This window comes from Bradyrhizobium sp. DOA9, from assembly GCF_000617845.2.
Lineage (GTDB): Bacteria > Pseudomonadota > Alphaproteobacteria > Rhizobiales > Xanthobacteraceae > Bradyrhizobium.
The window spans coordinates 2,141,047-2,155,002 of record NZ_DF820425.1; the positions used below are offsets into that span (position 1 = coordinate 2,141,047).

General features: G+C 66.6%; 14 protein-coding genes. 6 read left to right on the forward strand and 8 right to left on the reverse strand.

Annotated features, from left to right (window positions below):
• Positions 1 to 294 precede the first annotated feature (294 nt).
• Positions 295 to 816 (forward strand): hypothetical protein, encoded by a 522-nt coding sequence (locus BDOA9_RS09905; RefSeq protein ID WP_025033780.1) that lies wholly within the window; start codon positions 295 to 297, stop codon positions 814 to 816.
• Between the two features lie 196 nt (positions 817 to 1,012).
• On the opposite strand, the gene BDOA9_RS09910 is transcribed toward BDOA9_RS09905, so the two are convergent.
• Positions 1,013 to 1,798, reverse strand: coding sequence for a protein phosphatase CheZ (locus BDOA9_RS09910; RefSeq protein ID WP_025033781.1), 786 nt, complete (start codon positions 1,796 to 1,798; stop codon positions 1,013 to 1,015).
• Positions 1,799 to 2,114: 316 nt separating this feature from the next.
• On the opposite strand from BDOA9_RS09910, the gene BDOA9_RS09915 reads away from it, so the two are divergent.
• Positions 2,115 to 2,942 carry a L,D-transpeptidase gene (locus BDOA9_RS09915; protein ID WP_025033782.1) on the forward strand — a complete coding sequence of 276 codons (828 nt, stop codon included), beginning with the start codon at positions 2,115 to 2,117 and terminating at the stop codon, positions 2,940 to 2,942.
• 235 nt (positions 2,943 to 3,177) lie between these two features.
• Here the strand turns inward: BDOA9_RS09915 and BDOA9_RS09920 are convergent, their stop codons facing one another.
• From BDOA9_RS09920 to BDOA9_RS09945, 6 genes are all read right to left on the reverse strand, one after another.
• Positions 3,178 to 3,996, reverse strand: coding sequence for a DUF2076 domain-containing protein (locus tag BDOA9_RS09920; protein WP_025033783.1), 819 nt, complete (start codon positions 3,994 to 3,996; stop codon positions 3,178 to 3,180).
• Between the two features lie 124 nt (positions 3,997 to 4,120).
• Positions 4,121 to 4,966, reverse strand: coding sequence for a ChbG/HpnK family deacetylase (locus BDOA9_RS09925; RefSeq protein ID WP_025033784.1), 846 nt, complete (start codon positions 4,964 to 4,966; stop codon positions 4,121 to 4,123).
• Positions 4,963 to 6,009: a glycosyltransferase family 2 protein gene (locus tag BDOA9_RS09930; protein WP_025033785.1), complete on the reverse strand. Its 1,047-nt coding sequence runs from the start codon at positions 6,007 to 6,009 to the stop codon at positions 4,963 to 4,965. Before BDOA9_RS09930 ends, BDOA9_RS09925 begins: the two co-directional genes overlap by 4 nt.
• 96 nt (positions 6,010 to 6,105) lie before the next feature.
• Complete coding sequence (gene hisG, locus BDOA9_RS09935) at positions 6,106 to 7,083, reverse strand: ATP phosphoribosyltransferase (RefSeq protein ID WP_025033786.1); 978 nt, start codon at positions 7,081 to 7,083, stop codon at positions 6,106 to 6,108.
• Between the two features lie 3 nt (positions 7,084 to 7,086).
• On the reverse strand, positions 7,087 to 8,238 hold the full coding sequence (locus BDOA9_RS09940) for an ATP phosphoribosyltransferase regulatory subunit (protein ID WP_025033787.1): 1,152 nt from the start codon (positions 8,236 to 8,238) through the stop codon (positions 7,087 to 7,089).
• 131 nt (positions 8,239 to 8,369) lie between these two features.
• Positions 8,370 to 9,125, reverse strand: coding sequence for a 16S rRNA (uracil(1498)-N(3))-methyltransferase (locus BDOA9_RS09945; RefSeq protein ID WP_025033788.1), 756 nt, complete (start codon positions 9,123 to 9,125; stop codon positions 8,370 to 8,372).
• A gap of 210 nt (positions 9,126 to 9,335) precedes the next feature.
• Here BDOA9_RS09945 and BDOA9_RS09950 point away from each other — a divergent pair, with 210 nt between their 5' ends.
• Complete coding sequence (locus BDOA9_RS09950) at positions 9,336 to 10,010, forward strand: hypothetical protein (protein ID WP_025033789.1); 675 nt, start codon at positions 9,336 to 9,338, stop codon at positions 10,008 to 10,010.
• Positions 10,007 to 10,939: a 4-hydroxybenzoate octaprenyltransferase gene (gene ubiA / locus BDOA9_RS09955; RefSeq protein ID WP_025033790.1), complete on the forward strand. Its 933-nt coding sequence runs from the start codon at positions 10,007 to 10,009 to the stop codon at positions 10,937 to 10,939. The genes BDOA9_RS09950 and ubiA overlap by 4 nt, the downstream gene beginning before the upstream one ends.
• An 18-nt stretch (positions 10,940 to 10,957) precedes the next feature.
• On the opposite strand, the gene BDOA9_RS09960 is transcribed toward ubiA, so the two are convergent.
• Entirely contained in the window at positions 10,958 to 11,476 is a 519-nt protein-coding gene (locus tag BDOA9_RS09960) for a DUF6101 family protein (RefSeq protein ID WP_025033791.1), read from the reverse strand.
• A gap of 263 nt (positions 11,477 to 11,739) precedes the next feature.
• Between BDOA9_RS09960 and BDOA9_RS09965 the strand changes: the two genes are divergently transcribed.
• Together BDOA9_RS09965 and BDOA9_RS09970 are read left to right on the forward strand one after the other, a co-directional pair.
• Positions 11,740 to 13,131, forward strand: a complete 1,392-nt coding sequence (locus BDOA9_RS09965) for a TldD/PmbA family protein (RefSeq protein WP_025033792.1) — start codon at positions 11,740 to 11,742, stop codon at positions 13,129 to 13,131.
• The gene (locus tag BDOA9_RS09970) at positions 13,118 to 13,936 is read left to right on the forward strand and encodes a 3'(2'),5'-bisphosphate nucleotidase CysQ (RefSeq protein WP_025033793.1); all 819 of its coding nucleotides are present in this window, start codon (positions 13,118 to 13,120) and stop codon (positions 13,934 to 13,936) included. The genes BDOA9_RS09965 and BDOA9_RS09970 overlap by 14 nt, the downstream gene beginning before the upstream one ends.
• Positions 13,937 to 13,956 lie beyond the last annotated feature (20 nt).

The window sequence follows — 13,956 nt, forward strand, 5'->3', positions numbered from 1 at the left end:
CGCTTCGGAAGTAGTGGGGTCGGTGGGGCGGCGCTTCCGTCCGACCTCTCGTCGAGGATCGAACGGCGCGCTTAGCAATCGGGCTTTCCGAGTGCTAATAGTGGGTCCGGAAATATGGCTTGGCCGCGATCCTGTCAAGCAAAGGTGGTTAAGCGGTTGTTGAGGCGGATATAGGATGGTGGCATTGGAAACTCGCTCGGGGCGCCGGCTTACAGAACGACGTCATTGCTCCGGCAGCTTTTTTGCGCTTGGCTGCGGGAGGGGTGCGGCCATGGTCTTGTTCGGGGGAATGCCATGATCAGTTCGGCTCACGCGCGCACGGTTGCCAATCTGGCGGCCGCTTCTTGTTTGGCGCTGCTGCTGGGCGCCTGCGGCGGCGGCTTCAACCTGCCGTCCCTCACGTCGTCCCCGCCTCCGCCGGAGACCGAACCGGGCGTCGCTCCCGAAATGCCGGCCACCATCCGCGCCGACGAGATCGTCGGCCGCTGGGGTCTCGCCTCGTTCCAGAACCCGGCCGACCGCGCCCGCACCGAGAAGATGGCGCGCGAGCAATGCAGGAACCCCTACGTGATCACCGCCGGCTCCTCCGGCGGCGTGATCATGCATCTCGCCGACCAGGCGACGCCGCAGGAGCTGCGGCTGAAGGGCTCGCCGAGCGGCAAGAACTACATCGGACCGGCCGGCCCGACCCCCGGCGAGCAGGACCGCGAGATCGTCTCCTTCGACGGTCGCGTCATGATCACCCGCTTCATCGACAAGGACGCCGCCACCCGTTACGGCAACATGGTCTACGTCCGCTGCGCGCCGAGGGCTTGAGGCAGCCTCCGGACTAACCTCTCGTCATTGCGAGCGTAGCGAAGCAATCCAGACTGCCTCCGTGGAGACAGCCTGGATTGCTTCGTCGCCAGCGAAAAAATTGCTTCGCAATTTTGTCGCGGGCTCCTCGCAATGACGAGAAAACAAAAAACGCCGGCCCCAAGGCCGGCGTTTTGCTTTTTCCGTACGCCCCCGCTCAGTCGAACAGCGCGTCGATGTCGTCCTGCGAGGCGTGGCCGACGTCGCCGGCGAGCTTGGGGCCGTTGAGGAGCTTCTCGTCCTCGCTGCGGTTGTCGACCGGCGCGGGCACATGGGACTTGATCGCGTCGACGCCGCCCCAGATCTCCATCATCGCATTGATGTGCTGCTCGATGAACTTCATGGTGGTCATGACCTTGCTGATGCGCTGGCCGGTCAGGTCCTGGAAGTTGCAGGCTTCGAAGATCGAGATGACGCGTTCCTGGATGTCGTCGGCAAGGCGCTTCTGCTGGTCGACCGAATCCACCTTGGACATCGCGCTGGCGGCCTGGTCGATCGATTCCGCGGCTTCGAGGATCTGCTGGGTGGCCTGCTCGGTGCCGCCGACCACCGCGCCGAGCTCGCCGTTGACCTTGGCCATCTCGCCGCCGTCGAAGCTCTTGCCGTGCAGCGTCGCGATCTCGCGCTTGGTGCGGTCGATGGCGTCGTGGATGAGGTCGAGCTCGACCTTCAGCTTCTCGCACTGCTCGATCTGCGCCCGGTAGGTCTCGAGCATGGTGCGCGCTTCGGCAAGCTCGTGCGCGGTCGAGGCGTCGATCGCCGCCATGGCGGCGCTGCCGGACAGCGGGGGCGCGACGAGGCCCTTCGCCATCTGGGCGCGGATCGCGCGCAGCTCGGCCATGATCTCGCTATGCATCGGGGGAGCCTCTTCGGTTACGTCTACAATGGGCATCTCGCCACCGACGATATCTTCGACGCGAAAACGCTTGCGGTGAACAGCCATCAGGATACTCCCCCCACCTCACTCACGCGTCTTTGTAGGCAGAAGCGATTTAACACGAAGTTCACAACCGGAACTGTTGTGCGGCGTCGCGCGACGCGGCGCAAAGAAGCGATTAACCATGGCCGCGCGGCGTTCATCGAAAATAAACGCTGATCGCCAAATTGCAGTCGCGCTCGCGACGTGGTGAATCGAAACGCCCTTTCCGTTTACCAAACGAAACGGCTTTTGCTCTTTATTGACCACGTCCAAGAGCGCGGATCAGCCACCGGCTCTCCACGACGCATGTGATCTAGACGAAACAGTACAGAGTACGTCGATGTTCAAGAAAATGTCTGTCGCGCTGCTCGGCAGCGCTTGCACCTTCATGGCCGGCGCGAACGACGCCGGCGCCTTCGACAACAGAGTGCCGAACGATCCGCCCGCGGTGCTGTACCAGCCGCGCGTGCCGCCGGCGCCGGTGCGCGTCGCGTCCAATGCCAACATGGGCGGCGGCTTCATCGAATTCCTGTTCGGCGACGGCCCCGGCCGCGGCCCGGCCTACGCGCCGGAGCAGCCGGTGTATCAGCAGCAGCCGGGCTATTACGACCAGCGGCGCCTGCCGCCGATCGGCGAGCCGCAGATGCAGGGTGGGTATCAACAAGGCGGCTATCAGCAGGGCGCGTCTCTCCAGCAGGAGGTCGATCCGCGGCAGCGTCCGTTCGATCCGAAATTCGAGAAACAAATCGTTGACTATGGCGGCAAGGAAAGTCCCGGCACGATCGTGGTCGATACGCCGAACAAGTTCCTCTATCTCGTCGAGGGCAACGGCCGGGCAATGCGTTACGGCATCGGCGTCGGCCGTCCCGGCTTCACCTGGTCCGGCGTGAAATCGATCACCGCCAAGCGCGAATGGCCGGCCTGGACGCCGCCGGCGGAAATGCTCGCGCGCCGGCCCGATCTTCCCAGGCACATGGAAGGCGGCCCGGAAAATCCGCTCGGGGCCCGCGCGATGTATCTGGGATCGACGCTTTATCGGATCCACGGCTCCAACGAGCCCTGGACCATCGGCACCAACGTCTCCTCCGGCTGCATCCGCATGCGCAACGAGGACGTCATCGACCTTTACGGCCGCGTCAATGTCGGCACCAAGGTCGTGGTGATGTGATGCTCTCTTTACCCTCTTCCCTTGTGGGAAACGGTGGCTTCGCTGAAAGCGAAGCCGGGTGAAGGGTATCTCTCCACGTACGCAGCTCTTGCCGTGTGGATAGAGACCCCTCATCCGGCGCTTCGCGCCACCTTCTCCCACAAGGGGAGAAGGAAGAGGTCATGGGCAAGAGTTTGAAAATGAAGACGGCCGCCATTTGGGCGGCCGTCCTTACTTGCGCGGCTATCGGGCGACCTCACGCGTAATCGCTGCCGCCGTCGTCGTCGCCGAAATCGCTGTTGTCGGCGGTGTCGAAGCTGTCGTCGTGATCGTTGCCGTAGTTCTGGTCGTTGTTGTCGCGGTCGTTCGAGGCCTGGTCGAAGAAGCCTTGACGGGACTCCCGGTTCGCGCCGATGTCGTCGAGGCCGGCATCGCGCGCCAGCGAGCCGCCGGCCTGATCGCCGCTGCCGCCCCAGGGACTTCCACCGGCACTGCGGTCGCCGAGCGCGTTGGCGTCGCCAAAACCCTGCTGGTGCGATCCGCCCATCATGCCGCGGATGCTCGAGAGCAGCAGCGAGCCGCCGACCACGCCGGCAGCAGCTGCCGCGGCCGTGCCGAGGAACGAGCCGCCGCCACCGCCGACCGGCGGAGCGCCAAAACCCTGACCTTGGCCGTAGGCCTGCCCATACGGAGGCGGACCGCCATAGCCCGGCTGGGTCTGCGGCATCGCTTGTCCGGTGTTCCAGGCCGGCCGCTGCTCACGCTGCGGCACATTCGGAACCGAGCCGCGCGAGGGGCTCGATCCGAACAGCGTATCGCGCATGGTGTCGAGGAAGCCGCCGGACTGCGCCTGCTCGGGCGCGTGGGCCGCTTCCAGCTCCTGGATGCGGGCATTGGCGCGCTTCAGCGCTTCGTCCTGGACCAGCGTGGTCTGCACCAGCGCGTAGACGGCGCCCGGCGCCTTGCGCAGGCCGTCGGAGATCGCGGCGATCGCATCGGGATCGCGCGGTGCGTTTTCCAGCTTTGAAAGCCGGTCGAAAAGGTCGTCGACGAGCTGGCGTTCCTGCGGCGTCATGATCTGTCTCCTTCGCGCCAAACCAAGCGCGGAGGAGATGTAGGGTTCCATTATGGCCCCAACAGTGCCGGTCGGATTAAATTTCGGTATGCGACAAGCTGCCTCTGGCACGCTTTTGGCCCGTTCATCCCAATGTCACGTTGCTATCCGCCAGCAGGCGCGCGAAGGCATCGCCTGCGAGATAGGCGTGCTCGCGCTCGCGGACGTCGGTCATGGGATCGAGGCTGGCGAGGACATCGTCGACGAAGCCGGGATGGCACATCACGAGGCCGCCGTCGGGGAGGCCTTCCAGGAATTGGCGCATCAGTGCGCCGAAATCGGCGGCGCGCGAAAAATCATAGGCGCCGGCGAAGCCCGGGTTGAAGCTCAGGCCGGCGCTGCCGGCGCGGCGGCGGAATTGCGCGCTGAGACTGTCGAGCACCAGCGCCTTCGGGGAGGCCAGCCGCTGCCGCAGCGGCAGGTCGCGGCCGCCCTGGCGCACCCAGGCGTTTGGCGCAGCCTCGACCACCGCATCGACGAAGCCGTCGCGCACCTGCGGGTAGAGCTGCACATGCTGGTGACCGTCGACGAAGTCGGGGGCGCGTCCGAACGCGTCCATGAAGGCGGCCAGCTGCGCCTTCACCTCGTTGCGGATGAATTCACGGTCGAGCCGGCGCATCAATCCGGCGCGCAGCAGTTTGGGGAAGGCCATGAACATGTCGCCGTCCAGGGGGCGGAAATGCATGGTGAGCGGCCGGAACGGCGCCGACAGCGTCACGTGCAATCCGATCGCGCAACGCGGGCTTTGTGTTGCCGAAGCCTGCAGCGCCTCGATGTCGCTGCGCGCGATCGCGGACCCCACCATCATCACCGAGGTGGCGTTGAGGCGGCCGCGTTCGATCAGGTCGCGGATGGCGCGGTTGACCCCCGGGCTGATGCCGTAATCGTCGGCGCAGAGCCAGATCCGCCGCAGGTCCGCGGCCGCGCTCATTCGGCCGCCGTCCTCTTGGCGTCGGCGTCGGCCTTGTCGGTCTCGAAGTGCTTTTCGCTGTGCTCGGCGACGAAATAGATCGGCCGCGCCTTCAGCTCCGAGAGGATCTTGCCGATATATTCGCCGACGATTCCGATCATGATGAGCTGCACGCCGCCGATCGTCATCAGGCCGATGACGAGCGAGGGATAGCCGGGCACCTGCTTGCCGGTCGTGAACACTTCCCAGAGGATCGAAAGGCCGAACAGGAAGGCGCCGCCGGCGAGAATGACGCCGAGCAGGCTGGCGAAGCGCAGGGGTGCAACCGAAAACGAGGTCAGGCCCTCGATCGACAGGCCGAGCAGGCTTGCGGCGTTGAAGGTGGTGACGCCGTGGGCGCGCGCGGCGGGCTCGTAGTCGACGCGAATCTGGCGGAAGCCGATCCAGCTGGCGAGGCCCTTGAAGAAGCGGTTGCGTTCCGGCAGCTGCCTCAGCGCAGCGACCGCGCGCGGGGAGAGCAGGCGGAAATCGCCGGCGTCCTCCGGAATCTTCTGGCGGGCGCCCCAATTGATCAGCGCGTAGAAGCCGCGCACCAAGACGCGGCGCAGGAAGGTCTCGTTGTCGCGATGCGCCTTGGCGGTGTAGACGACGTCATAGCCGTCGTCGATCCAGTGCCGCACCAGCTGTTCGACCAGCGCCGGCGGATGCTGGCCGTCGCCGTCCATGAACATGACGGCGCCGAGCCGGGCATGGTCGAGGCCCGCCATCAGCGCCGCCTCCTTGCCGAAATTGCGCGACAGCGACACCACCTGAACGTCGATGGCGTCGGCCGGCAATGACCGCGCGATGGAGAGCGTCGCATCCTTGCTGCCGTCGTCGACATAGACGACCTCGCAAGACAGGCGATAGCGCTGCCGCAGCGTCCTGGCGAGATCGCAGATGCGCTGGTGCAGGGCGACGAGGCCCGCCGCTTCGTTATAGACGGGGATGACGATCGACAGCCCCTTCGCTGCGGCGTTGCTTGCTGTGGTCGTCATGCCGGAAACGTCAGAGCCCAGCGTCATCGATCAAGGTTCCAGAGGCGTTTAGGTCTTCTCAACAGCATATGGTAGCAGCCGTTTGCTGTCGCTACGCTGAACGGAGCTGCTCGAACTTCGGGTTCACTGCCGCAGGAACGCCTCAAGCCTGGCGAACAGCGGGTTCTCCCGGTCGAACACGTAGTCGAGCGAGACCACCGAGACGGTCTCGGCGCCATGCTCGCGCAGGAAGCTCGCCAGCGCGTAGAGCTGTCCCGGTGGGCAGTGCAGCGTCAGCATTCCTGACGAGGTCGGACCGCCGAACGGGGCCTCCACGCCGAACCGGCTGTGGGCTTCGCCGAGCAGGGCGGCATCGCATTGCCGGAAGCGGGTGCGGACCTCACGGTATTTATTGGCCCTTGCCCTTGCGGCGATGTGATCGAGAATGACACGCGCCGTCTCGCGCGCCTGCGGCGACCAGTCGGCCTCCCTGGCGGCCACCAGATTGGCCTGGCTGCGCAGGATCACGCCGTCGTCGAGCACCCGCAACCCGTTGGCGGCGAGCGTCGCGCCGGTCGTCGTGATGTCGACGATCAGCTCGGCGCTGCCGGCCGCCGGCGCGCCTTCGGTGGCGCCCGCGCTTTCGACGATGCGGTAATCGGTGATGCCGTGAGCCTGGAAGAAGCCGCGGGTGAGGTTGACGAACTTGGTCGCGACCCGCATCCGCATGTGGTGCTGCTCGCGGAAGCCGGTGGTGACGTCGTCGAGGTCGGCCATGGTGCGGACGTCGATCCAGGCCTGCGGCACAGCGACCACGACGTCGGCATAGCCGAAGCCGAGCCCGTCGATCAGCGACACGCGCCTGTCGGCATCGGCGATGTTCTCGCGCACGAGATCTTCGCCGGTGACGCCGAAATGCGCGAAGCCGCGCGACAGCTGCGCGGCGATCTCGCTCGCCGAGAGATAGGCGACCTCGACATTGTCGAGGCCCGCAATGGTGCCGCGGTAGTCGCGGGCGCCGCCGGCCTTCGACAGCTTGAGGCCGGCACGGGCAAAGAAGGCCTCGGTGTTTTCCTGCAGCCGGCCCTTGGAGGGAACGGCCAGAACGAATGGCGCGCTCATGGCTTAAGCTCCCACCTTGCGGCCGATCCGGTTCAGCGCGTCCACCCAGACCGAGAAGCCGACCGCGGGAATCGGCGCGGCTGATCCGAGCTGGGTCATCAGCCCGTCATAGCGGCCGCCGGCGACCAGCGGCTCGGCGCCGTTGCCCCTGTGATGCAGCTCGAATTCGAAGCCGGTGTAATAATCGAGCCCGCGCCCGAACGCGGTCGAGAAGCGCGTCTGCTTCACGTCGATGCCGCGCGCGGCCATGAAGCCGACCCGGCTCTCGAACTGATCGATCGCTTGGGCGAGATCGAGCTTCGCGTCGGTCGTGAGTGCGCGCAGCTCGGCGATGGCCTCGTCGGGATTGCCCGAAATCGACAGGAAGCGCTTGAGCACCGCGATCGCCTCGCGCGGCAGCGCGCCGCCCTTCAGCGTCGATTGCTCGAGGAAGCGGTCGGCGATCTCGGCCGTGGTGCGGCCGCCGACATTGGTGGTGCCGGCGATCGACATCAGATCGGTGACGAAGGCGAGCGCCGCCTTGCGGTCGGAGCCGGCAAGGGCCGCCAGCACGCCCTCATATTCGCTGCGCGTCGCTTTGGTCGCGGCCGCCAGCCGCTCCAGATCCTGCTCCAGGCTGATCTTGCGGTTGAAATCCTTGACCAGCCGGCGGCGCCAGACCGGATAGAGATTGAGCGCGTCGAGCAGCGCATTGAACAAGGCGACATCGCCGGTGCGGATCTCGACGTCGCGGACGCCGAAGGCGGCCGTCGCCTCCAGCCCCAGCGCCAGCATCTCGGCATCGGCCGCGGCGCGATCCTGACGGGCGAACGATTCGATGCCGGCCTGGAGGAATTCACGGGTCTGGCCGCTGCGGTAGCGGAACACCGGACCGAGATAGCTGAACCCTGCCGGCTGGCCGGCGCGCCCCGAGGCGAGATAATCGCGCGCAACAGGAATGGTCAGGTCCGGGCGCAGGCAGAGCTCCTCGCCGGAAAGGTCCGTGGTCAGGTACAGGCTCTTGCGGATGTCCTCGCCGGAGAGGTCCAGGAACGGCTCGGCCGGCTGCAGGATGGCAGGCTCGGCCCTGACATAGCCGGCCTGCGCGAACGACAAGAGCAGCGTATCCGCCCAGGCGGCGGAGCCCGCAGCATTTGAGGTGGCAGTCGCGGTCATCTCAGGAGTCCATCGTCCCGGCGGAACCGGGCAGGGCAAGGGGAGGCGAATTGGCGCAGCCCTTAGCATGGCCCGACAGCGGTTTCGACCTCCAAAGGATCAATCGCTTAACGGGTGGGCAATGCGCAGGGTCACGCGCTTTTGCCGTTCCAATCGCCCAGCACCGCCTGCACTAGCGCCAGGGCGGCGACGGCGGCGGTGTCCGCCCGCATGATGCGGGGGCCGAGCGCCAGCCGCAGGATTTTTGGCTGGCGCAGCAACAGCGCCCGCTCTTCCTCGGCAAAACCGCCCTCAGGGCCGATCAGCACGTCGATACCGTGTACGGCCTCGCGCGCGCCTTGCAGGCTCTGAATGGGATCCCGGATCTCCGCCGCCTCGTCGCAGAAGATCAGCAACCGGCCTGCGGGACGCTGGCTCAAGAAGCGCTCCAGCGGCACCGGCTCGGCCACGCTGGCGATGCTGAGGATGCCGCATTGCTCGGCCGCCTCGATTACATTGGCGCGCATCCGCTCGGTGTTGACCCGCGAGGCCTGGGTGAACCGGGTCAGGACCGGCTGCAGGGCGGCGGCGCCCATCTCGATGGCCTTCTGCACCATGTAATCCAGCCGGGCATGCTTGAGCGGGGCGAAGACGTAGGTGAGGTCGGCGAGCCGGTCCTGGGGCCGGGTCTGCTGCAGGATCACGAGGCCGTCCGGCCGCTTGCGGCCCTCGATGGCGGCCTGCCACTCGCCATCCCGGCCGTTGAAGGCCAGGACCTCGGCTCCGGCGCCCAGCCGCAGCACATTGCCGAGATAGTTGCTCTGGTCGCGGTCGAGCGGCACCCTGGTGTCCTGGGCCAGGGGGGCGTCGACGAACAGGCGCGGGGCGCGAAAATCGTGGGAAGGCATCGCTTTAAGGGTCCGATTACCGGCTGTTCTTAACCGAAAGGCGCCATTCGGGGGTAAATATTGCCAAACTGGTGCGTCCCAGCGCCGCGCTCTCGCCCTATTCCACGGGTTGTTAAGCGCCGGCGGGAATCGTAAAAACGCGAACACGCTGGTCGCGCTTCAACTGGGAAGCCCTGAGCCCCGTAAGCTCCTGCCGGAGAGACTATCTTGATGATCCGTCAATTGATGGTTCCGATCGCTGCCGCCATGGTCGCCACCGCCTTGGTCACCATGAGTGCCGTGGGCGCTCATGCGCAAAGCGCCTTCCCGGCGCCGCTGCCCAACCAGGCTGCAGCCAATTCCCCATTTCCTCCGGTCAACGGTTCGGCACCGGCCGCTTCGGTTGGTACGGCTCCGCAATCCTCCTTTCCGGTCAACGGCGCCGCCCCGATCGGCGGCGGCGCTTTCAGCGCGGCTCCGCCGACGCAGGCCGGTCCCGGCGAGGACTGCATGAAGGCCTTCATGCCCTTGCGCGAGGAAGCCGAGAAGCGCGGCAAGCTGATCAAGGCGGCGAGCGATCGTCACGCGCCGCCGGACGAGGCCTGCAAGCTGATCCGCAATTTCAGCCAGGCTGAAACGAAGATGATCAAGTACATCGAGGCCAACGCCGCCAAATGCGGAATCCCGGCGCAGGTCGGTGATCAGATGAAGGCCGGCCACAAGAACACCGAGGCGATGGCGACCAAGGTCTGCAACGTCGCGACGCAGATGCAGAACCAGCCGCGCGGTCCGGCAGGCCCCTCGCTGAGCGAGGTGCTGGGCTCGGGCTCGGCGCCTGAGGCCAATGCCGGCAAGAAGGGCGGCAGCACCTTCGATACGCTCAACGGCAACGTCCTGACGCGATGAGCGATACATCCGCCCGCGTTGCCGATTCCACCGGCAACTGGGTCGATACGCTCGCGCCGCATTGGGCGCGGCCTTATTTGCGCCTGTCCCGCTTCGATCGTCCGATCGGCTCCTGGCTTCTCCTGATGCCGTGCTGGTGGTCGGCGGCGCTGGCCGCCGGCATCGCGCATGACGTCCGCGGCCTGCCGCTCACCATCATGCTGTTCTTCGTCGGCGCCTTCGTCATGCGCGGGGCCGGCTGCACCTGGAACGACATCACCGACCGCGACCTCGACGACAAGGTCGAGCGCACGCGCTCGCGGCCGCTGCCGTCGGGGCAGGTCACCACGAAGCAGGCGCTGGTCTTCATGATCGCGCAGGCGCTGATCGGCCTCGTGGTGCTGCTGCAGTTCAACCGCTTCGCGATTGCAACGGGCATTGCCTCGCTCCTGATCGTGGCGATCTATCCCTTCATGAAGCGCATCACCTGGTGGCCGCAGATCGTGCTCGGGCTCGCGTTCTCCTGGGGCGCCCTGATGGGCTTTGCCGTCACCTTCGGCCGCATCGACGCCACCGCGCTCGTGCTCTATGCCGGCGCGATCTCCTGGGTGATCGGCTATGACACGATCTACGCGCATCAGGACGCCGAGGACGACGCGCTGATCGGCATCAAGTCGACCGCGCGCCTGTTCGGTGCCCATACGCGCCAGGCGCTGGTGTTGTTCTACGGGCTCGCGGTGATGCTGATCGGCGTCGCGCTGGCATCCGGCGATGCGCGCTGGCCGGCCTGGCTCGGGCTTGCCGCCTTTGCCGCGCATCTGGCCTTGCAGATCGTCCGGCTGAATATCGCCGATGGCGCGCTGTGCCTCCGCCTATTCAAGTCGAATCGCGATGCCGGCTTGCTGCTATTTGCGGGATTGCTGGTGGATGCCGTGCTGCGGGCGGCGTAGCCGTTCCGCGATCGCCGTCTAGTTCCTCGCGATGATCTCGCGCTCGCCCTGATGGACCGGCAGCTCGCGCGCCATTGCCGTGCGACGGCGCATCAGGAATTTCGGACGGCGGGCGCGGATCGCGTTGGCGCGGCGGCGGCGCGGCGCGGGCTTGCGGGCGCCCTCGTCGAGCTGCGGTAGCGCGAAGATCTCGCTCCAGATCGTCCAGGCCTGCGCGATCTCGTCCGCGTCAGTGCTGATCAGCAGCGGGATGGACAACGAGGGATCGCGGTGCACGAGGATGAGCGTCTGCGCCTCGTCGTTGCCGCGCAATGCGACGCCGGTGAAGTCGGCAACGCGTACGTTGATCGCCATCTGCATGCCGCGGACGGCACGGCGCAGCACGACGCGCTCGCGATGAAGCTCGATCTGCCTGACATGTCCGTCGGCGCGCGGGTCATGCGCATCGAAGCGGACCGGAAGGGAAAGAGGGTCGAGCCGCAGGGAGCGGCTCGACCCGGCGGGGTGGACCCCGCATGTTGCTGTTTGACGCCTCACGGCTTGGTTCTCCCCGCCGGGATTATGCTCCCGGTCGATGCGAGGACCTTAGCGCGCGGCGGCCTGAAACCGCTTAAAAAGGCTGGTTAACCCACCGTCACTGCACCTCATGATTGACAAGACCTTGGCGCGCATGATTGACGAGACGTTGCGCCGACGTCGCGAATCTGAGCTTTTGGCGGGCTGAAAATGCTTGAAGTCCGCGCTATCAGGGCACATCTGTGGGTTCCGGTCCCGAACCCCGCCCCAACAGGATTTCGTTCGTGAACTCTTCACCAAGCTCGACGCTTTCGACTACCGCCAATCGCGACCTGTTCGATCAGACCGCGCTCTCCGATCTCGCGCAGCGGCTGGTCGAGGCGGCCAGGCGCGCCGGCGCGGATGCGGCCGATGCGGTCGCGGTGCGCGGCGTCTCGCAGGGCGTCGAGGTCCGCGACGGGCGCGTCGAGGAATCCGAGCGATCCGAGGGCGACGATGTCGGCCTGCGCGTGCTGGTCGGCCAGCGCCAGGCGGTGGTCTCGACCAACGACGTCAGCGGCGATGCCGTCACCAAGCTCGCCGAGCGCGCGGTGGCGATGGCGCGCGTCGCGCCAGACGACAAATATGTCGGCCTCGCCGATCCCGCGCTGCTCGCGCGCGACTTCCCCGATCTCGATCTGCTCGATCCCGCCGTGCCCGCGACCGCCGAGCTCGAGCGCCGCGCGCTCGCGGCCGAAGCTGCCGCGCTCGCCGTCAAGGGCGTGACCAAGTCCGGCGGCGCCTCGGCCTCATCAGGCATCGGCGGCATGGTGCTCGTCACCTCGACCGGCTTCCACGGTTCTTACCTGCGCTCCAGCCAGGGCATTTCCGCCACCGCCATCTCGGGCGAAGGCACCGGCATGGAGCGCGACTACGACTTCACCTCGGCGCCGCACGGCGCCGATCTGCTGTCGCCGGAGATCGTCGGCCGTTCCGCCGGCGAGCGCACTGTGGCGCGCTCCAATCCGCGCAAAGTCGAGACCTGCAAGGTGCCGGTCGTGTTCGATCCGCGCGTCGCCGGCTCGCTGGTCGGCCATCTCGTCGGCGCCATCAACGGCGCCTCGATCGCGCGCAAGACCAGCTTCCTGAAGGACAAGCTCGGCCAGCAGCTGTTTGCGAAAAACATCCGCATCGTCGACGATCCCTTGCGCAAGCGCGGCCTGCGCTCGCAGACCTTCGACGCCGAAGGCGTCGCGGTGAAGCGGACCGCGCTGGTCGACGAAGGCGTGCTGACGACCTGGCTGCTCGATTGCGCCACCGCGCGCGAGCTCGGCCTCACCACCACCGGCCACGCCCATCGCGGCGTGTCCTCCTCGCCCTCGCCAGGGCCGTACAATCTGCATCTGGAGCCCGGCACGCCAACGCCGGCCGAGCTGATCGCCGACATCAGCCAAGGCTTCTACGTCACCGATCTGATCGGCTCCGGCGTCAACGGCGTCACCGGCGATTACAGCCGCGGCGCCTCCGGCTTCTGGATCGAGAACGGCGAGATCACCTATCCCGTCAGCGAGGTGACGATCGCCGGGCATCTGTTCGAGATCTTCAAGTCGATGCAGCCGGCGAACAATCTCGAATTCCGCTACGGCGTCAATGCGCCGACGGTGCGCATCGAGGGTTTGACGCTTGGCGGACGCTGACGCGCACTCTCTCGACGACACCATCCTGACCCGCGACGCGGCTCTGCTGAAGGACACGGTGCGGGAGGCGGGCGCGCTGGCGCAGTCGATGTTCCGCACCGAGCTCAGGAAGTGGACCAAGGGCGCGTCCTCGCCGGTGTCGGAGGCCGACATCGCCGTCAACGATCTGCTCGAAGCGCGCCTGCGCGCCGCGACGCCCGACTATGGCTGGCTGTCCGAGGAAAGCGCCGACGATGCGGCGCGGCTGTCGCGGCGGCTGACCTGGATCGTCGATCCCATCGACGGCACCCGCAATTATCTCGGCGGCCATGACGAATGGTGCGTCAGCGTGGCGCTGGTGGCGGATGCTTCGCCCGTGCTTGCCGCCGTGTTCGCCCCTGCCACCGACGAGTTCTTCTTCGCAACGCGCGGCCAGGGCACGACGCTCAATGACAAGCCGGTGCGCGCGACGAGCGGATCCGAGCTCGACTTCGCCCGCGTCGCCGGCCCGAAGCCGCTGGTCGAGCGGCTGAAGCCGTCCCTCGGCGAGATCAAGCTGCACCGGCGAATCGGCTCGCTGGCGCTGCGGCTGTGCCGGGTCGCCCATGGCGCGCTGGATGCGGCTTTTGCCGGCGGCAACAGCCATGATTGGGACCTTGCGGCGGCCGATTTGATCGTGCAGGAAGCGGATGGTAGGATGAGCGACCTCTCCGGAGAACCCATCCTCTATAACCGCCGGGAAGTGGCGCACGGGGTGCTGGTGGCAGCGGGACGCGATCGTCATGCGGGCATTGTCGCGCATTTTCGCAACCGTCCCTTAGCCTAAGGCGCTTTCGTCGTGCTTCT

Coding starts and splice junctions, on each gene's coding strand:
- BDOA9_RS09930 (WP_025033785.1), bottom strand. CDS start 6,009: ATGACGCTGGGCTCTGACGTTTCCGGCATGACGACCACAGCAAGCAAC.
- ubiA (WP_025033790.1), top strand. CDS start 10,007: ATGAGCGATACATCCGCCCGCGTTGCCGATTCCACCGGCAACTGGGTC.
- hisG (WP_025033786.1), bottom strand. CDS start 7,083: ATGAGCGCGCCATTCGTTCTGGCCGTTCCCTCCAAGGGCCGGCTGCAG.
- BDOA9_RS09940 (WP_025033787.1), bottom strand. CDS start 8,238: ATGACCGCGACTGCCACCTCAAATGCTGCGGGCTCCGCCGCCTGGGCG.
- BDOA9_RS09945 (WP_025033788.1), bottom strand. CDS start 9,125: ATGCCTTCCCACGATTTTCGCGCCCCGCGCCTGTTCGTCGACGCCCCC.
- BDOA9_RS09915 (WP_025033782.1), top strand. CDS start 2,115: ATGTTCAAGAAAATGTCTGTCGCGCTGCTCGGCAGCGCTTGCACCTTC.
- BDOA9_RS09920 (WP_025033783.1), bottom strand. CDS start 3,996: ATGACGCCGCAGGAACGCCAGCTCGTCGACGACCTTTTCGACCGGCTT.
- BDOA9_RS09950 (WP_025033789.1), top strand. CDS start 9,336: ATGATCCGTCAATTGATGGTTCCGATCGCTGCCGCCATGGTCGCCACC.
- BDOA9_RS09925 (WP_025033784.1), bottom strand. CDS start 4,966: ATGAGCGCGGCCGCGGACCTGCGGCGGATCTGGCTCTGCGCCGACGAT.
- BDOA9_RS09905 (WP_025033780.1), top strand. CDS start 295: ATGATCAGTTCGGCTCACGCGCGCACGGTTGCCAATCTGGCGGCCGCT.
- BDOA9_RS09910 (WP_025033781.1), bottom strand. CDS start 1,798: ATGGCTGTTCACCGCAAGCGTTTTCGCGTCGAAGATATCGTCGGTGGC.